Origin of the sequence: Anabaena sp. UHCC 0399, from assembly GCF_034931465.1 — a bacterium.
GTDB classification, from domain to species: Bacteria; Cyanobacteriota; Cyanobacteriia; order Cyanobacteriales; family Nostocaceae; genus Trichormus; species Trichormus minutissimus.
Genome location: NZ_JAYGGZ010000061.1, coordinates 1 through 19,984 on the forward strand (window position 1 = coordinate 1; position 19,984 = coordinate 19,984).

General features: G+C 41.9%; 10 protein-coding genes. 4 read left to right on the top strand and 6 right to left on the bottom strand.

The window, feature by feature from the left end; all coding sequences use genetic code 11:
• Positions 1–120 precede the first annotated feature (120 nt).
• Positions 121–258: a hypothetical protein gene (locus VB693_RS29110; protein ID WP_416233424.1), complete on the bottom strand. Its 138-nt coding sequence runs from the start codon at positions 256–258 to the stop codon at positions 121–123.
• Here VB693_RS29110 and VB693_RS24940 point away from each other — a divergent pair.
• Positions 193–642 carry a thioredoxin family protein gene (locus VB693_RS24940; protein ID WP_323268604.1) on the top strand — a complete coding sequence of 150 codons (450 nt, stop codon included), beginning with the start codon at positions 193–195 and terminating at the stop codon, positions 640–642. The genes VB693_RS29110 and VB693_RS24940 overlap by 66 nt on opposite strands.
• An 82-nt stretch (positions 643–724) precedes the next feature.
• Here the strand turns inward: VB693_RS24940 and VB693_RS29115 are convergent, their stop codons facing one another.
• The 5 genes from VB693_RS29115 to VB693_RS24960 all read right to left on the bottom strand — a co-directional run bounded on the left by VB693_RS29115 (position 725) and on the right by VB693_RS24960 (position 13,317).
• A complete protein-coding gene (locus tag VB693_RS29115; RefSeq protein ID WP_416233423.1) occupies positions 725–952 on the bottom strand; it encodes a transposase-like zinc-binding domain-containing protein in 228 nt (75 codons plus the stop codon).
• Positions 939–1,403 (bottom strand): CYTH domain-containing protein, encoded by a 465-nt coding sequence (locus tag VB693_RS24945; protein ID WP_323268605.1) that lies wholly within the window; start codon positions 1,401–1,403, stop codon positions 939–941. The genes VB693_RS29115 and VB693_RS24945 overlap by 14 nt, the downstream gene beginning before the upstream one ends.
• Before the next feature lie 146 nt (positions 1,404–1,549).
• Positions 1,550–10,114, bottom strand: a complete 8,565-nt coding sequence (locus VB693_RS24950; RefSeq protein WP_323268606.1) for an amino acid adenylation domain-containing protein — start codon at positions 10,112–10,114, stop codon at positions 1,550–1,552.
• Positions 10,115–10,519: 405 nt separating this feature from the next.
• Positions 10,520–12,451: a LamG-like jellyroll fold domain-containing protein gene (locus VB693_RS24955; protein ID WP_323268607.1), complete on the bottom strand. Its 1,932-nt coding sequence runs from the start codon at positions 12,449–12,451 to the stop codon at positions 10,520–10,522.
• 473 nt (positions 12,452–12,924) lie between these two features.
• Complete coding sequence (locus VB693_RS24960; RefSeq protein ID WP_190709348.1) at positions 12,925–13,317, bottom strand: hypothetical protein; 393 nt, start codon at positions 13,315–13,317, stop codon at positions 12,925–12,927.
• 583 nt (positions 13,318–13,900) lie between these two features.
• Between VB693_RS24960 and VB693_RS24965 the strand changes: the two genes are divergently transcribed.
• The 3 genes from VB693_RS24965 (at position 13,901) to VB693_RS24975 (ending at position 19,968) form a co-directional block, all read left to right on the top strand.
• Entirely contained in the window at positions 13,901–15,991 is a 2,091-nt protein-coding gene (locus VB693_RS24965) for a dynamin family protein (protein WP_323268608.1), read from the top strand.
• A gap of 546 nt (positions 15,992–16,537) precedes the next feature.
• Entirely contained in the window at positions 16,538–18,682 is a 2,145-nt protein-coding gene (locus VB693_RS24970) for an AMP-binding protein (protein WP_323268609.1), read from the top strand.
• A gap of 2 nt (positions 18,683–18,684) precedes the next feature.
• On the top strand, positions 18,685–19,968 hold the full coding sequence (locus VB693_RS24975) for a cytochrome P450 (RefSeq protein ID WP_323268610.1): 1,284 nt from the start codon (positions 18,685–18,687) through the stop codon (positions 19,966–19,968).
• Positions 19,969–19,984 lie beyond the last annotated feature (16 nt).

The window sequence follows — 19,984 nt, forward strand, 5'->3', positions numbered from 1 at the left end:
CCTAATTATTATCTAAGTAAATCCTAAATTATATTGTATATTGATTTGTGTAATTAATTTTGTTAGATTACTTATTCCGGGCATTTGGGCGGCTGGAGATGTTCAAGATCACGTTTATCGTCAAGCAATTACCGCCGCCGGTACTGGTTGTATGGCAGCTTTGGAGGCTGAGAGGTGGTTGTCACAAAGGCGATGGTCTCCGACCGACCGGAGGTCATCGCCTCCAGTGGAAACAACGCCATCACTTGTTTCTTTCACTGCCTAAAGAGTCTTTTTTGTCACAATTATCAGGATATAAATATGCAAGAAACTTTTTCTATTGAGCAAACTTTCTTCACAGGAAAAAAAGCTTTTGACTGGTTGATGCAGAAATCCGAGCAGCTAATCATTGTCCAATTTGTAGCTCCTTATTGTCCTTCCTGTGAAACACTTAAACCTGTACTACATCAAATAGCTAAGGAAAATACAGGTAAATTACATTTAGTTGAACTCGATATGAGTGAAGAACCTGAATTAGCGATTAATTTTGGTGTCAGAAGCGCACCAACAGTAGTATTTTTTAAAAAACAGCAAATCCGCGCACAAATCGCAGGTTTGAAATCTAAACAACAGTACACAGACATGATTCAATCCACGCTTTAGATTAACGCCAAAATCAAAACGAGTTGTAACTATTGTTCAGAAACTTGGGCTGCACGAGCGATTCCAGCTAGAGAAATCCGTTCTAGGAGAATCGGTCAATCACTTTTTTTGTTGGTGCAAGGACGAAATGCCATCTGCAGTTATGGCATTTGAACCGTTGTTTACCGTTATGGATGCGGCCATTCTTGACCGTTTGGCGAAGATGCACAAATGGGGCAGGTAGGTATGAGACGAGACCAGCAAGAAACTCTACTTTTCCATCATTACATCTTGAGCAACTACCCACAGGTTTATCTTTATTCCCATTCACAAAAAGGATGTTTTACTAAATAGCTGTTGTAATATTTGGGATCGCCAGAAACTTCTTCCCCAATCCAATCTGGTAATTCAATCTGTTGTGCTTCATCAGTGAGTTCAACTTCTGCTAATATCAATCCTTGATTAGCTCCGGCAAAGTCATCTACCTCCCAGACTAAACTACCTAAATTTATTTTGTATCTGGTTTTTTCTATTAAAGGACGCACACATAATGTATCGAGCATTTCTTGAGCATCTGCTAAAGGAATTGGATACTCAAATTCAGAACGAGAATAGTTGATAGTCATGCCTTTAATTGTGAGATAGCCTTGATTTCCGACAATGCGGATGCGTACAGTAGCACCTTGGCTAGAAATATATCCTTGGCGATATAAACTACCTTTAGCTAGTTGTCTCCAACTGTCGTCTTTGACTAAAAATTTGCGTTCGATTTCTTTGGCCATAAATTATAAATTTGAGGTATAAATTATCTCAATCATAAATCATTTGTGAGTGCAGAGAACCCCAGTTTATCGAAGAAACCGGGGTTTTGATGTCTGCTCATTCTACAAATAATCTGGTGGTAGAGAGACTTTGCAATTTCAAGTCTCTACTTACAATCGAAAATAGCACCACGAATGCAGGCTTGTAAATGTTCAGCTAGTACCTGAACATGAGGTGGTTGCATCATGGTTAAATGAGTACCGGGAACAATATGGATATCTACTGGTTCATCTGAAAAATTATTCCAACCCAAGGTTAAATCTTGGAGGCGATTAACGTATTCTGCGATCGCCTGTTCTTCTTCATGAACTTCACTAGCACGGAATAAAGTAATAGGAGTGTTGTTTACCAACGACGGGAAGTAATTACTAAAGGCTTGCGTATGGGTTTTGTACACTTGCACAAAGCCTCTGAGTTGAATTTTACTAGCATCAGTCGGCAAAATTTGCGCAATTTTCAACTGTTCCAGTAGGTAATCTAACTGAGTTTCTGCACTCAAGGGCTGTAAAGTTTCGTAGTCAAGTTGCAGGGTTGTATTAAACAACCGTTCCATGACTTTGGCTACTTGCATCAACCACATCGCATCATCTAATTCTATTTTCCGCGATCGCTCAGAACGAACTGGTGCGATAGTATCGAGAATTGCTAACAGTCCAATTTCGTGTCCTTGCTGTTGTAGCTGCTGCGCCATTTCAAACGCTACTAAGCCGCCAAAGGAATGACCACCTAATAAATAAGGCCCTTGGGGTTGGACGGTTTGAATAGCTTTGATGTACTCAGTTGCAATCTCTTCAATGCGGTGTAATGGTTCTGATTCCCCGTCTAAACCTTGGGCTTGCAAACCGTAGAATGGTTGTTCTGCACCCAAACAACGGGCTAAATCATAGAAATACAGCACATTTCCGCCTGCGCCGGGGATGCAGAAGAAAGGGGGATTGATGCCGTTGGTTTGAATGGGAACTAAGCTTGACCATAAAGAAGCATCTGTTGACTGACGCAGCAGATTGGCTAATTCTTCAATGGTTGGGTTTTGGAAGAGGGAGGCTAGGGGTAATTGTTTATGCAGCTTTTGTTGAATTTGCGCCATCAAACGCACTGCTAACAGGGAATGTCCGCCAATTTCAAAGAAGTTATCGCGGATTCCTACCCATTTAACGCCTAAAACCTCAGACCAAATTTGTGTAAGTTGCAATTCTAAAGAGTCGCGGGGGGCTACAGCTAACTGTGATGGATTGATTCCATTGGGTGAAGGTAGCGATCGCCTATCAACTTTACCACTAGGCGTTAAAGGTAAAGCATCCAAGGCCACAAACACTGATGGCATCATATATTCAGGTAACTGTTGCTGTAGAAAATGACGCAACTCTGAAGGTGTGGCTTGTTGTTCCGAGTTGAAGACAACATAAGCTATGAGGCGTTTTTCAGTGGAAGTTTCCCCTTGGACAACCACAATCGCCTGTTTCACGTGGGGATGATGATTCAACGCCGCTTCAACTTCACCTAATTCAATGCGGAAGCCGCGCACCTTCACTTGATTGTCAAGACGACCAAGATATTCAATATTACCATCAGGTAAAAAACGCGCTAAATCCCCTGTTTTATATAATTTAGCCTGATTATGAGTAATGAATTTCTCAGCAGTCAACTCTGGACGGTTCAAATAACCTCTAGCTACACCCACACCACCGATATATAACTCACCCCTAACTCCCATCGGTACTGGTTGTAGATATTTATCTAAAATGTAGGTTTGAGTATTAGCGATCGCCTGACCAATCGGCGGTAACATCGGCCACTCTTCCACATCATCACTTAGAGTAAACGCCGTCACCACATGAGTTTCTGAAGGGCCATACTGGTTATGTAGTGTACAATTTCCCAAACGTTGTAGAAAATTCTTTAAAGCGGGTGTCACTTGTAACTGTTCCCCGGCTGTGATGATTTCCCGTAAAGGTGGCAAAGATTCCACATTAGCTGAGACTTCCGCTAATTGCTGCAAAGCTACAAAAGGCAAGAATAACCTTTCTACACCTTCCTCTGAGAGTAAATTGAATAACGCAATAGTATCTTTGCGTGTGTCTTCTGGTAATAAAACCAATGTTCCCCCAGCACACCAAGTTGCAAAAATTTCTTGGCAGGACACATCAAAACTCACCGGCGCAAATTGTAGAGTTTTAGCGTTAGCGGCTATGGAAGTATGATTAATTTGCCACTGGAGGAGGTTAACTAAAGCACTATGGGGCATAGCTACACCCTTGGGTTTACCAGTAGAACCAGAGGTATAAATTACATAAGCTAAGTTGTCCGAAGTTAGTCCACTGACAGGGATGTGTGAGGGCAGATTATCCCAGGAGACAGCATCTAAACAAACTACCTGCGCTGTGTGTGTTGGGAATATTTCTACTAAGTTTGATGTTGTTAGTAATACAGCCGCTTGGGAATCTTGTAGCATATAAGCCAAGCGATCGCCTGGATAAGTCGAGTCGAGAGGAACATAAGCACCGCCAGCTTTGAGAATCGCCAACAAACCCACAACTAAATCTAGGGAACGTTCAATACAAATACCCACTGCGACTTCTGGCTGCACACCCAAAGTCTGTAAGTAATGCGCCAACTGATTTGCACGAGTATCTAACTCAGCGTAAGTTAGTTGTTTTTCCCCAAACACCACAGCTATATGATCAGGTGTAAGCTGTACCTGAGTTGCCAATAATTCTGGGATAGATTCCTCTATGGCGTAAGTTGTCCCATCCCCTAATAATTGTTGCTGTTCCGCCTCAGTCAGCAACGGTAACTGAGCAATTCTTTCCTCTGGATGAGCGACAATCCCCGCCAGCAGGGTTTGGAAATGGGCAATCATGCGGCTGATCGTCTCTGGCTCAAATAAGTCGCTGTTATATTCCCACCAACCCGCAAGCCCTTGTTTTGTCTCCCAAATTGACAAGGTTAAATCAAACTTGGCGGTGACATTTTCACTCGCCAATGGGACAAAACTCAAGCCAGGTAATTCTAAATTACCCATCGGCGCATTCTGTAAAATGAACATCACCTGAAACAAAGGTGCATGACTCAGTTTGCGTTCCGGCTGCAAAGCTTCTACTATTTGCTCAAAGGGTACATCCTGATGAGCATAGCCATCTAAGGCTACTTGTTTTACCTGATTCAATAATTCTGAGAACTTGGGATTATCTGCAACTTTATTTCTCAGCACCAAAGTATTGACAAAAAAGCCAATTAATGGTTCTAATTCTTTGCGGTTGCGGTTGGCGATGGGAGTACCGACGAGAATATCATCCTGACCAGTGTAGCGGTGCAGCAACGTCACAAACGCCGCTTGCAAGGTCATAAATAAGGTAGCCCCTGCTTGTTGGCTAAGGAGGTTGAGTTGTTCGCTGAAGTCTTTTCTCAATTGGAAAGCCAAGCGATCGCCTCTAAAAGTCTGCACAGCCGGCCGGGGTTTATCGGTGGGTAGTTCTAATACAGGGGGTGCATCTGCTAGTTGTTGCTGCCAATAATTCAGCTTAGTTTCTAATACTTCCCCAGTTAACCATTGTCTCTGCCACACTGCAAAGTCGGCATACTGGATGCTCAAATCTGGTAATGGGGAAAGTTTACCCGCAGCTAAGGCCGGATACATCGCCGAGAGTTCTTGAATGATTACCCCCATTGACCAACCATCAGCGACAATATGATGCAGAGTGAAAAGCAACACATGGGAATTTGCATCTAATTGTAATAGTGTCGCCCTGACTAAAGGTGCTTGGTTGAGGTCGAATGGTTTTTGGGCTTCTTCGTTGCTGAATTTTTCTACGGCTGCTTGTTGTTGGTTGTTTGATAGTTCCCGCAGGTCGATAATTTCTAAACTTAAACTAGCATCAGTGTTAATTACCTGGACAGGATTACCATCGATTAAATGAAAACTGGTTCTTAAAATTTCGTGACGCTGGACAATATCGGAGAGTGTTTGTTTGAGTGCGTTTACTTGCAATTCCCCAGTAATTTGCAAAACGTTGGGCATATTGTAAGTGGAACTCGCCCCTTCTAATTGGTAGAGAAACCACAATCGCTGCTGCGCCCATGACATTGGTAGGGGTTCGCCTGTTCTGGGTATGGGTGTTATAGCAGTTGCGGTTAATCCTGTTCCACCTTGACGCAGATTACTAATAAATTGATCCAGTTCCACAACGCTGGGTGCTTCAAATAAACACCGCAGGGGTAACTCTACGGGAAATGCTTCCTGTAGGCGAGAAATTACCTGAGTTGCTAACAGGGAATGTCCCCCCAACTCAAAGAAGTTATCATAAACGCCGATTTCTTCTAGTCCCAACACCTCAGCAATAATTGCAGCGATGATTTCTTCCTCTGCGGTACGGGGAGGAACAAAACTCACAGTCCGACTCAGTTCTAGATTGGGTACAGGTAACGCCACCCGGTCAACTTTACCATTAGGAGTTAAAGGTAAGACGGGTAATAACATGAAAGCGTTAGGTATCATGTAGCCTGGAAGTTTATCTTTCAGAAAACTCCGCAGTTGTGGGATTAACTTACGCGCTAGTTGTCCCTGTAGTAAGTTATTGCCGTAATTACTCCAAGGTTCAATTGTCTGTGAATGCTCAAAAATCGGGAGAACATTCTGATTACCTTTAACAAACACCACATCATAATTACCCTTCTCTGTCTGTGACCAACTGATGTGTACCTGTAATGATAATTCTTTTTCCCAACGCCAAAACTCTTCCGGATCAATCAACGAGTCCCCAGTCCCCAATCCCCTCTGTAGTTCGCCGACTGTTGCGTTTTCGGGAAGACTTGCTAATAAATCTAGCAGTCTCATCTCTGTTTTTAACCGCGCATTGGGGATGTTTTTCACACCTAAAATCTCTACATCTGCTTTGGTTAGCAAGTCTTGCAGCAAAGGTAATGTTAACTGATCTTGCTGCCAATCCAACCATTGCGGAACAACTTTTGGTGTGACTGCATTACCTAGATGTAAGGTGACATCATAACGAAACTGGGTCAGTTCATTATGATATTCACCGCGTTTGATTTGAATCTGCACATGACTAATTTGGGGGAAGCGTTGCTGTAGTGCAGTGAAAAAAGCGGGGTCAATTACAAGTTCTGAGTCTTGGTTAAGATTGCGTTGGATGCGTTGCTGTAAATCTCCTGTAGAGAGAGATGGGAGAGATTGCGCCAACTGCACCGAGGCGTGGAAAGCTTCTAGTAAGGGTAAACTGCGGACATCGCCTATAAAAATAAACCCTGCCGATGCGATCGCCTGCATGGCATTTTCTAGCACTTGCATCAGATAATCAATGCTAGGGAAATACTGGACTACGGAATTAAGAACAACCGCATCAAAACCCCCTTGTTCGACTCCATGAAAATTCTCGGCGGAACGTTGCGCCAATTTAACTTGTGACCAATCCCTCCCCATCTGGGTAATTTGCTGCTGTACATACCGCAAAGCCTGGGGCGAAATATCAGTCCCATAGTAACAATCACACTGGGGCGCAATCCTAAATAGCAGCATCCCTGTACCACAACCAATCTCTAACACCTGTTTTGGTTGCCAGTCAAGAATCCTATCTACTGTAGATTCCACCCATTCCCGCATTTCAGCTTTGGGGATAAGTAACCCAGTACGGCTATCGTTCCAGCCAATAATATTGAAGGTGGGATCTGAGTCGGTTGCAGATTGACTGTAACTATCGTTAAATACTTGTTGCCATTGGGAAAGTTGTTCTGATTCAAATTCATTAGCTAGACTGGAGTCAGTGCGATCGCTATCTTGGGAATTAGGCACAACATAAGCAACTAAACGCTTATCTCCAGGGATATCTTCTCTAGTAATGACAACTGTTTCCCGCACTTCGGGATGTTGATTGACAGCTGTCTCAATTTCTCCCAACTCAATCCGAAAGCCTCGTAGTTTCACCTGGTGATCTGTCCGTCCGAGGTATTCAATATTGCCATCTGGTTGATAACGCGCCAAATCTCCCGTCTTATACAGCCGTGCGCCTGGTTCATGAATAAAGGGATGCGAAATGAATTTCTCTTTTGTCAACTCAGGACGATTCAAATAGCCCCGCGCCACACCAGCCCCACCAATATATAGTTCACCTCTGACACCAATGGGGACTGGTTGCAGGTATTCATCCAAAATATAAAGTTGGGTATTAGCAATGGGACGACCAATTAAAATACCCTCTGTTAACGAAGTGTCATCTGTCACTTCATAAATACAACAACCCACAACAGTTTCTGTCGGGCCATATTCATTAATTAGTCGAGTTTGCGGGGCGTTTTCTCGCCAAAATTGCAAAGTCTTACCTAAGAGGGCTTCACCACCGATGACAAAAGCGTTGGTTTGTCCGGCGGCTTCTGCTGGGGGAATAATTTGATTGAGTAGTTCCAAATGAGCAGGCGTAAGTTTCACTAAACTAAACTGACTCTTAGACTGCAAAACGCTACACAAAGCCTCAATCTCCTGCTTTTCCGGTAACAGCACCACTTGCCTACCCACCATTAAAGGTGAAAACAAGCTAGTAATAGTTGCATCAAAAGCAAAAGAAGACTGTACAGGTGCGCCGTATCCATCGGCTACAGCATAAGCTTCAATACACCAACTGAGATAATTCACTACCCCTCGGTGAATTATCATTGTCCCCTTGGGTTTGCCAGTTGAACCGGAGGTATAAATTATATAAGCTAAGTTAGTAGATTTTACCTGGGAAACGGGATTGGCTTGACTCTGTTGGGAAATCGCTTGCCAATCTGTATCCAGACAAATCACCTGCTGATGCTCTGGTAGAATGTTTAGTAAGTGCGACTGGGTAAGTAATACAGGCACTTGAGAATCTTCCAGTAAGTATTGTAGGCGATCGCGTGGATAAGCTGGGTCAAGAGGTACAAAAGCCCCGCCAGCTTTCAAAATCCCCAACAAACCCACCACCATTTCTAAAGAACGTTCTGCACAAATCCCCACTAATACCTCAGCCTCCACTCCCAAGCTTTGCAAATAATGCGCCACCTGATTAGCACGAGCATTCAACTCACCATAAGTTAACTCTTCCCCATTCCCCAAAACTGCTACAGCATCCGGTGTTAGTTCTACCTGAGCCTCAAACATCTGATGCAAACATAACTTCGTCGGATACTCTTTTTGAGTATCGTTCCATTCGACAAGTAACTGTTGCTGTTCTGCTTGTGTCAGTATCGGTAAATAGGCAATCTGCTGATGAGGATTAGCCACCACTGCTGCTAACAAAGTCTGCAAATGTTCCGCTATCCGGATGATTGTAGACTCATCGAATAAGTCGCGGTTATATTCCCAAACACCCCCCAGTCCCTCGTCTGTCTCTACGAATGTGAGAGTTAAGTCACGCTTGGCTGTGGCAAAATTAATATCGATGGATGTCAACTCCAAATCCAATAGTTTCAGTGTGCCTTGAGGTGCATTCTGCAACACCAACATCACCTGAAACAGTGGATTATGATCTAAGTTGCGTTCTGGTTGTAGGGCTTCCACTACCTGCTCAAAGGGTACATCCTGATGTTCGTAGGCTTCTAGGGCTACTTGTTGTACTTGTTTGAGTAGTTCGCTAAATTTGGGATTACCATTAAGCTTGGTTCGCAACACCAAAGTATTGACAAAAAAGCCAATTAATGATTCTATGTCTTGACGGTTGCGATTAGCGATGGGCGTACCGACGAGGATATCATCCTGACTAGTATAACGATGTAGTAATGTGACGAATGCCGCCTGTAGAGTCATAAACAGAGTTACCCCTGACTTTTGACTTAGGCTCAAAATTTGCTGTGTTAGCTGGCTGCTGAGTGTAAATGTATAGCTACCTCCCCGAAAAGTCTCTATCGGTGGGCGTGGTCTATCTGTTGGTAATTCCAATAAAGGTGGCGCACCTGCTAACTTTTGTCGCCAATAGTTGAGTTTAGTTTCTAGCACTTCCCCACTTAACCATTGTCTTTGCCACACAGCAAAATCAGCATATTGAATAGGTAACTCTGCTAGTGGGGAAGGTTTAGCCGTGGCAAAGGCGGGATAGAGGGCGGATAGTTCTTGAATAAAGATCCCCATTGACCAACCATCAACAACAATATGATGCACAGTCAATAGCAATACATGGGAAGTTTCATCCAAGCGTAGAATTTGACCGCGAATTAAGGGCGGTTGTTGGAGGTTAAAAGGTTTGTGTGCTTCTTGGTGGACTAATTGTTGAACTTGAGAGGCTTTCTCTATATCTGATAAATCTTGCAAGTCCACCACTGGTAAATTTACCATCACAGTAGGATGAACAACTTGCCGGGGAGTATTATTAATTTCTTGAAAGGTTGTTCTTAAAACTTCGTGACGGCGAACAATTTCGATTATGGCTTGCTCTAAGGCATTAATATTTAACTTCCCAGTAATTTGTAAAGCAGTTGGTGTATTATATGTCGCACTGAGGCCAACTAGTTGGTCGAGAAACCAGAGTCTTTGTTGAGCAAATGATAAAGGAATTGCTTGGTTTCTATCTACAGGAACAAGTGGTAAGCTTTGAGATTTATTATTATCTGTTGCAGAATTCGTCTTCTGCATTTGCAGTTTTTTTAAAACTAATTCACGCTGTTCTGGTGATAAATAATCAAGCCTTTTTAATAAATCGCTCATAAATTTTAAAAATTGTTTGTAGTGAGGACTTTAGTCCTTTTCTTACTGTGAAATTAAAACGCAGACTTGAATCTAGTAGTCTATCAAGTTAGTTTTGAGGGTTCGTAGTATTCGCATAGCGTCTGTCTACGACACGCTCCGCGAACGTAGAGAGGACTAAAGTCCTTACTACGAAATTGCTTATGCCTCAATTCACATTTGATGACCTACTAGTAGTGGCTTGACCAGGCTAAAATAGTCCATTAGACGTAGCTTGGGTTAAGCGCAGCGCAACATTGTCTTAGTGTTGGGTTTCCTTACGTCAAACGCCACTCGTCCCAAGCCGGGAAACCCGTCCAAGGCGGTGGCTTCCCAACCTACTACCAATTATTCTTAACTAAACCGTATTGTACTAGCAATTGACTTTTAATTCACTAATTTATTGCACAATTCATCTATTTCTTCTGTTCTCTCTGCAATCATTTGCTTGGCTACTTGAATCAGCATCCGAATATTGTTAAACTTCGCATTATCCATTGCTTCTAAGCTTTCATCTAAGTATGCTTGTAAGCGGTAATACTGTTGTTGGGATTTATCTTCAGATTGGGGGATGAGTTCTTCTATTTGACTAGAAATAGCTTGATTTACACCGTCTAAAACAATATTTAACATTGGTCTAGCCCAGCCTAATAATCCCCAATTTTTCGCTTCTTGGTAAGGGTATGGTTTGGTGAGTGAACCTGTTCCCAAAGAAACTACTAACGTATTATCAAGAGTCCAAGGTTCTTCACCTTTCTTGATAGCTTCTTTAGCACCAATAATAGATTCTATTACGGCTAACCCAGTGGGATTATTAGCGAAAACTCCCCCATCTACTAATGTATAGAAACCATTTTCGTTATGTGATGTAGGAATGCGATATGGGGCAAAATATGTTGGAGCAGCACTAGTTGCCATTGCTGCTTCTTTCATGGTAAAGCCCTCACCTATCTTGCGCAATTTTCTAGATGTATTATTTTCTTTGTTAAGATTACTGCTAAACAAAACTGGTACTCGCTGTTCAATATCATAGCTAGGAATGAGAATTTCTGTAATAGCTTCCACTATTGTTGTAGAGCCAAAATATTGGGTGAGGATGTCGTTTCTTCCCTCGGATGTATATTTTGGTTTGAGAATTTCGTCGAATTCTCCTAATAGTTCTGCGTATAGTGGCTCATAAAATATTACATTACCATGCTCGGCAAAGATATTAACTAAGTCTTTAGCAGTGTATGAAGGTTTTTTTGTGGCATTTAATTGAGGTTTAGTTAACCCTAGGGCGATGATTCCTCCCGTTGAAGTTCCCGCAATGAGATCAAACAAACTGGCGATTGGTTTTTGAGTGCGTGTTTCAATTTCTTCGAGAATCATCGCTGGGATAATTCCCCGAATACCACCACCATCAATTGACAAAATCTTGTATGGATACTTGCTTGTTTTATTTTTTGTGCTTTCCTGTTTAGTTTTAGTGGCTTTAGGCGTTTCTGGAATGATAACTTGTGTTTGTTCTAGCATAGATGTAGGTGGTTGAGTTGTTTTTGGTATAACTTCTTGAGATTCTGATTGGGGTGGTGTTGGCTGTTGGTTTTCTCTAGAAATTTCCGTTTTCACCCCAACAGTTTTATCAATAATATTGCCGTGGTTGGCGTGATTAGTTTTATCTTGTATTATTATTGTTCCCGGTGCATCGCTTAGTGGCCAGTAGCCTACTAATCCCGGTTCATTCCCAACAAGAATATGAGTCATATCAGCTTGAATTTCTGCTTCAGAACGAGCCTTGTTCCAGATGCGAACTTCTGCAATTTTTCCTTGAAACGGATAAGATTCGTTATTATCTTGGTAAATTCCAATTACTAAGTCATTTTCGGGATTGTAATCAATGTTGCTATCAGCTGTGGCTTTAGTGGCTTTTTCTACACCATCAACGTATACTCTCATGCGTTTACCGTCATAAGTGCCGGCGATGTGATGCCAGTGATTTAGTTGGATGGAATTTTCCTTACTACTAAGATATTGAATGCCTTTGGATGGAGTTTTTAAGGCGAAGAATATCCCACTTTTACCATCTAAGAGTAGACCATATCCACTTTCAATTTGACCAGTGTCAAAAACGTTCGTGATAATTCCGGTTCTTCTTCTTTGCGCTTGACAATTAATCCAAGCTTCTAAGGTGATTTGCTGTGCAATTTTAAATTCGGCTTTTTTACCTAAATCGATATAAATATCTTTGCCATCAAACACCAAACCTGATGGAGTAAACTGGTTTGGCTGTAGTGCTACTGCTGCTTCTGACTGGTTTTGTTCGTTATCTTTAACCATTATTTCAGGTGCTAAATCCTTTTTAGCTTGCTTCTGTTGTGGGGAGACGGAAGAATTGACTGTACAACTCTTCTATGGCATCAAAATAGTTGTTAACTTATCTAGTACAGTACGGCTTAAATCAAGCTACGATTTCCAACAAGTAAAAGCCTCGATATACGAGACTTTTGACTTTCGTATAGGGGTACTAGTATGTAATATGAGCGATCGCCTTTTCTATAAGTCTCTATATATTTCCCTATTTGCCATCTGACGGTTTGACTCTCATCATTGAGTCTGCCGACACGATGCGATAGGCGATCGCATCCTTAATGAGCCTCTAGACCATTTACTCTGTTAAGGCATGAATTAATGAAAGGTTTGTAGTGAGTGTCTCTAACCTTTTTATGTGTCCGCTATGGTAACAGAGTAGGGTTAAAGCCCTCACTACGAACCATGCTTAGAATTGCATCAGAAAATTATGCAGATAGTGACTATTGAATTTCCGCAACTTGGGAACCAACAACTACTAAATCGGCTTCCGTTTTGGGTGGATTAGAAATATTATCTTTGAGTTTAATTTTCAGTTCATCGGAAATAGGCAAACTGTTAATTTCTCTCAAAATACCTCCCAGTGCTTCATTTTTGCTGCGTTCTGTGTAAACAGCACTCAGCACTTTTTCAATCCCATACCCTGCTAAGGATTCAGTTACCAGAGTCACAATTCCTAAAACTGCCAAGCCTCCCATCATCCCAAATGGGCCACCAAGGGTAGCCAGAACCATAGGAACAACAACATTACCTTCTAGACCTGTTGTTGCAATTACGATTACCAGCATTGCACCAGGTAACCCCAGCGATGCCAGCTTTTTCACCACTTCATCCATACAAATCACCTAAAGATTTAATTAAAGGACTATGTTCGCTCGATTCTGTTTTCTGACTAAACCTGCGATCGCACTTGGTTAAGTATTAAACCAGTCATTTGCAGGTTAACCCCAAGTCTACTGAGATAGATTGTAACTTCAAGAATTTTTAATGCGACGCTATTACCTAAGCTATATTAAGGTTTTACGAACTAGGTGATGATCGCAATACTAGTATACTTGGTTTGATCTCAAAACTACTGTATCATTCCTCAAGATATTTCTTCACAATCATTTACATACGTCCTATGTCACCCCCTATAGTAGAATTAAACACGTTACATTTCTATTACTTAGGGCTAAGTGCCTCAAAGCTTTAAATTTTTTGTCCCATTGAGGCCACAGGGGAGCAGGGAGCAAGGGTGAGGGTTTGCAGCTTTGATGACCATGAAAATGGTGCAATTTAAATGATGATTAGCTTATTACCATTTCTTATACAGCGTTTTGCTATCAAAGATGTTTTGAAAATGGTGTATGACTTCTTTCAAGTCCGCGTATTTCATAAATATTTTTTTAAATATTGACTTTTTACTCTTTTAATAGTATGGATCACACAATTCAAGCTGAAAGTTTTATTGATAATTTAGATAAAGTCGCCGGAGTTCGTCAAGAAATTTCTGTATGTTTAGCGCAGATGGGTGACATCCTTAGTCAAGCGGAATTAGCTGGAAAAAAGACTTCGGGCGCACTAGGTTTGAGTTCAGATATTGAAAACATCAATTTAGCCAGTCAAAATCTGCATCAAGGTATATTTCGCTTACTCGTTTTAGGCGATATGAAGCGAGGGAAAAGCACTTTTATTAATGCCTTAATTGGGGAAAATATCCTGCCGAATGCAGTTAATCCCTGTACTGCTCTTTTGACGATTTTGCGTTATGGAGAAGAGAAAAAGGTAACTGTTCATTTTAATGATCAAAAAACTCCAGAACAGCTTGAATTTAAAGAATTTAAGCAGAAGTACACGATTGATCCAAAAGAAGCTAAACAGCTAGGCAAAGGCAAAAAAATGGTATTTGCTGAAGTCAGTCATGCCATTGTAGAATACCCATTACCGCTTTTATCCAAAGGGCTAGAAATTATCGATAGCCCAGGACTAAACGACACCGAAGACAGAAATGAAACATCATTAGGATACATCAATAATTGTCATGCAATTCTGTTTTTGATGAGGGCATCTCAGCCTTACACTTTAGCCGAGCGACGCTACCTAGAAAATTATATTAAAGGTCGTGGTTTGACGGTATTTTTTATTATTAATGGTTGGGATCAAATTCAAGAAGGCATTCTAGATCCAGATGACGAAGAAGAATTGCAAACAGCAGAGATGCAATTGCGAGAATTATTTGAGGTGAATTTAGCACAATACTGTCAAATTAACGGAAAAGATATTTATTCTGAGCGCGTCTTTGAGATTTCTGCCATTAATGCCCTGAGAAGAAGAATTAAGAATCAATCAGCCTCCTTAGAAGGTACAGGATTTCCAGAATTGCTGCGATCGCTCAATACATTTTTAACCCAAGATCGAGCGATCGCTCAACTACAACCAGCGATTATCCTGGCTCACCAAACCTACACTAACATCCAAGCTGCTATTCAACGCCGCCTTTCCTTACTCAAGCAAGATGTGAGTGAAATGAAACAGCGCATTAGTTCCGTAGAACCAGAATTTGAGCAGTTAGGCATAATTCGTGATCAATTTCAGCAAGAAATTATCACCACAAGAGATATTCAAGCCAAGACTATTGCGGAATCTTTGCGGTCTTACATTCTCAATTTGGGTAATACCTTTGAAACTGATTTTTTACCCTACCAACCAGACTTAGAACTATTCGATTTTTTAAACAAAGATAAACGTGAAGCCTTTAATGAGTTGCTACAACAAGCTTTCGAGCAATACACAGCCGATAAAATTGCGACTTGGACGTTGACAGTAGAACAAGACATGAATGCAGCCTTTGCCAAACTTTCCACCAGTGCAGCAACCTATGGTGCTTCATACAGCCAAGTTACAGACCAAATCGCCAATAAATTATCGGGACAAGAACTAAAACGTAAACCCCAAAATACTACCGCAGAAGATTCACCTACTTGGACAAAATGGGCGATGGGATTATTATCTTTGTCTAGGGGTAACATTGCTGGCGTGGCGATGGCACAAGCAGGCTTTGACTGGAAAAATATTTTACTCAATTACATCGCAGCAATTGGTGTGAACAGTGTTACCAGCAGCATCACTGGTATTTTTTTAGGGCCTGTGGGGTTGGCGTTTTTAGGTATGGGTATTGGCTTTGTCCAAGCCGACCAAGCTAGGCAAAAATTAGTCCAGACGACTCAAAAAGAACTAACGAAATATCTCCCACAGGCGGCTGAAGAATATCTTCCCCAAATCCGTACAGGGGTAGAAGAATGCTTCAACACCTACGAACGGGAAGTGATTGAGCAAATCAACAAAGATATTACTCAAAGAAGAGCAGAATTAGATAACTTGCTCCAGCAAAAAGCAGCACATGAAATTAACCTGCAAACTGAATCTCAGCGTCTCCAATCAGTAGCCGCAGAAGTTTACCAACAGCTACAGCAGGTTGACAAAGTTTATAGTGTTGTTAACACCGAAACAGCGAAGAGTGCTGATTAGTGTTAGTCGGTAGGAGATGGTAAGTAGCATTGGTCAAATTTCCATGCCTTATCATCCCCTAGGCTTCACTGCCTTTATATACGAAGAATCTTTGCAGTAAAATGTAATACCTGTACTGATTATATCAATTTATAGCGGTACACAGTATATAAAAGAGTTACTGATTTTATCTCTCTGAATATAAAGTGATTTGCTCAAATCTCTTGATTTAAAGAAAGTTTAATGCTCTTTTAATAATCTGTACAGGGGTTGTATGCCAATATATTTGTGTCAATTTTGACTGAGAAAAAAAAGTATTTTATTAAAATCAAGCTATTAAGCGTTTAATTTGTGCTATTTTTATGGTATTAAAGATACTATGTGGGCTTAAATAAAGTTTTACGAAGTATCAAATAGGACTCCTGTTTGATTGCTAGACAAGACTCAGAGTCTATATATCCCTTCTTTCCAGTTCCCTATTAAGAGTTACCTGTTTTCTGCCGACGCAAGTAAATTCAGGAATCAAACCGAATTTCTGTATACACTTTCGTTTGTGCGTGTAAAAAATTGAAATCAATTATTTTGCAAGAAACTACAACGCTAGTAGACCTCCTGCAACTTAGAGCTTTGCAGCATCCGCACAAAGCAGCTTTTACGTTTTTGCAGGATGGCGAAACAGCAGCCTACAGCTTGACCTATCAAGCATTAGAACAAAAGGCTCGCTCAATCGCTGCTAAGTTACAAACTCTCGTAACCAGAGGTGACAATGCTTCGCCCGCCATAGGTGTTCGCGCTCTGTTACTTTATCCACCAGGGTTAGAATTTATCAGTGCCTTTTTTGGTTGTTTGTATGCCCAAGTAGTAGCTGTTCCAGCATATCCGCCGCGACGTAACCAGAATCTAGCAAGACTCCAGGCGATCGTGGCAGATACGCAGGCAACAGTAGTCCTCACCACCACCGCGTTACTATCCAACCGGGAAGCGTGGTTGAACCAAGCACCAGAACTAGCCCAAGTACAATGGCTAGCCACTGATGACATTGACGTGAACTTGGCAGCCGATTGGCAACAACCTCGAATCAGTAGTGATACCCTAGCCTTTCTCCAATACACATCTGGTTCTACTGGCAAGCCAAAAGGGGTAATGGTTAGTCATGAAAATGTGCTGTACAACCAACGCATGATTCAGCTTGCCTACCAACACACCCAGGAAACTATCTTTGTGGGTTGGTTGCCCTTATTCCACGACATGGGACTGATTGGAAACGTATTACAGCCATTATATTTGGGGATATCATGCTATCTGATGTCTCCAGTGGCTTTTCTCCAGAAACCTATTCGTTGGTTGCAAGCCATTTCACGTTATCAAGCTACTACCAGTGGTGGCCCAAACTTTGCTTATGACTTGTGTGTGAGCAAAATTACCCCCGAACAGATAGCTAGCCTTGACCTCAGCAGTTGGGAATTGGCCTTTAACGGTGCAGAACCAGTACAAGCGGAAACCCTAGAAAAATTTGCTGCCAAGTTTAAATCTTGCGGCTTTCGTGCTGAAGCTTTTTATCCCTGCTATGGCATGGCTGAGACTACCTTGTTCGTTTCTGGAGGGATGAAAACATCTGCACCTGTAGTGTTATCTGTTGATGAAGCAGCCATTGAAGAGAATCGAGTTGTAGTAACTAGTGGAGAACAACCGCAGGGCAAACAAATAGTCAGTTGTGGACAGACTTGGTTAGAGCAGAAAATTGCGATCGCCAACCCAGAAACTCTGACCCAGTGTAGCCCAGAAGAAGTCGGAGAAATCTGGGTATCAGGTGCAAACGTCGCGGCTGGTTACTGGCAAAATTCAGAAGCAACCAAAGAGACATTTCAAGCGTATTTAGCTGACACTGGAGAGGGTGAATTTCTCCGCACCGGAGACTTAGGATTTATCCGCGACGGCGAGTTATTCGTCACAGGTCGCATCAAAGACTTAATCATTATTCGCGGACAAAACCACTATCCCCAAGACATCGAACTCACCACCCAAAAGAGCCATTCAGCCTTACGTCTTGGTTGTGGTGCAGCCTTTTCTATTACCGTTGCAGGTGAAGAAAGGTTAGTCATTACTCAAGAAGTCGAACGGAGTTATTTACGCCAGTTAGATGTAGATGAAGTAGTCGGAGCAATCCGCCAAGCAGTATCACAACAACATGAACTCCAAGTTTATGCAGTCGTCTTACTCAAAACAGCCAGTATTCCGAAAACCTCCAGTGGGAAGATTCAACGTCAAGCCTGTAGGACTGGGTTTTTAGCCAGAAACCTAGATATTGTCGGAGAGTGGCAAGTCAACTTCCAAGAACTGGAATTAGCAGCACTGCAAACCTCTCTAGCAACCTTATTGGAACACGTCCAACAAGGCGCACAAAATCATTCTGCAAGTGAACAAACTGCCTTGAATTCTGAAAAGATTCAAAACTGGTTAGTCACACATTTAGCTTTATCTCTAAAACTGCCGCCAGATGAGATAGACACTCAAGAGTCTTTTGCTCATTATGGTTTAGATTCATCAGTGGCAGTTAGCATGACGAGTGAATTAGGTGAGTGGCTAGGGTGGGAACTAGACCCCACCCTATTTTGGGAATTTCCCAGTATTGCCGCATTGGCTCAACACCTAGATGCAGAATGTCGATTATTAAAATCAACGAATCAAGTCAAGCTTTCAGGGAAAATTTAACAATGGAGTCAATTGCTGAGAGCAGCCAAGAGATGATTAACTCTGGGCAGAACCAACCAGCAAGGACAGTTAAACCTTTTAGGTTTAATCCCCTACTTGCTAATTTGCATCAAGATCCATATCCCACCTACCATCACCTGCGTGAGAAAGATCCTGTACATCAGAACTTATTAAATGCTTGGGTACTTACCCGCTATGAAGATGTCAGAACAGTTTTGCGCGATCCCCGCTTTTGTGTAGATAAATTAGCCACCCGCGTAAGAAATAAAAGCAATTACCTCACCCAGCAAAAGGATCTGGATACATTAGCTGATGTTACTGGTAAATGGTTAATCTACCTCGATCCACCTGACCATACTAGACTCCGCAAACTTGTTGGTAAAGCCTTTTCTCCATCAGTCATCGATCCTCTGCGTCCCTACATTCAAGGAATTGTGGATCAGTTACTTGACAAAGTGCAACACCAGGGAAACATGGAAGTGATTGCCGATTTAGCTGCTCCCTTACCCGTCAAAGTGATTGCCAAAATGTTGGGTGTACCTGATCAGGATTGCCCCCAGCTACATCAGTGGTCTAATGACCTATCTCGGATATTAGATCCGCTTTTACCACTACAAACCTATGAACATTTAAATCAGATAGTTCTGGAATTTGCAGAATACTTCCGTGCAATATTTGCAGAACGCCGAAAAAGCCCACAAGAAGATTTAATCAGCGCACTAATTGAGGCTAGAGACCAAGGCGACAAATTGAGCGAAGTAGAAATGTTGTCTACCTGTATATTATTGTTTATTGCTGGGGAAGAAACTACAGTCAATACAATCGGTAATGGGATTCTGGCTTTACTCCGTCACCCTGAACAGCTAGAAAAACTGAGACAAGAACCTACTATAATTCAAAGTGCTGTTGAAGAAATACTACGTTACGACAGTCCTGTACAATATGCCCAAAGGATTGCTACAGAAGATGTAGAGATTGGTGGCAAACTGATTAAAGTAGGTGATAAAGTTGTCGCCTGTCTAGGTGCTGCTAACCGAGATCCGGCACAATTTATTGATCCAGATCGCCTCGATCTTACCCGTAGCGATAACCGCCACATGGCTTTTATCGATGGCACACACACTTGTTTGGGAGGAGCATTAGCTCGCCTCAATAGTCAAATTGCTATTAATACATTTGCACAAAGATTTTCCCATATAGAACTACAAACCGATCAATTAGATTGGCGTAAAAATATTGCTTTGCGAGGATTAAAGTCCTTATCAGTAAGTTTTAAAAGTAATTAGAAATTCTCAATTCATA

Bases quoted from the DNA above. Each gene is read 5' to 3' on its own strand.
- VB693_RS24945 (WP_323268605.1), bottom strand. From the start codon at position 1,403: ATGGCCAAAGAAATCGAACGCAAATTTTTAGTCAAAGACGACAGTTGG.
- VB693_RS24955 (WP_323268607.1), bottom strand. From the start codon at position 12,451: ATGGTTAAAGATAACGAACAAAACCAGTCAGAAGCAGCAGTAGCACTA.
- VB693_RS24965 (WP_323268608.1), top strand. From the start codon at position 13,901: ATGGATCACACAATTCAAGCTGAAAGTTTTATTGATAATTTAGATAAA.
- VB693_RS24950 (WP_323268606.1), bottom strand. From the start codon at position 10,114: ATGAGCGATTTATTAAAAAGGCTTGATTATTTATCACCAGAACAGCGT.
- VB693_RS24975 (WP_323268610.1), top strand. From the start codon at position 18,685: ATGGAGTCAATTGCTGAGAGCAGCCAAGAGATGATTAACTCTGGGCAG.
- VB693_RS24940 (WP_323268604.1), top strand. From the start codon at position 193: ATGGTCTCCGACCGACCGGAGGTCATCGCCTCCAGTGGAAACAACGCC.
- VB693_RS24960 (WP_190709348.1), bottom strand. From the start codon at position 13,317: ATGGATGAAGTGGTGAAAAAGCTGGCATCGCTGGGGTTACCTGGTGCA.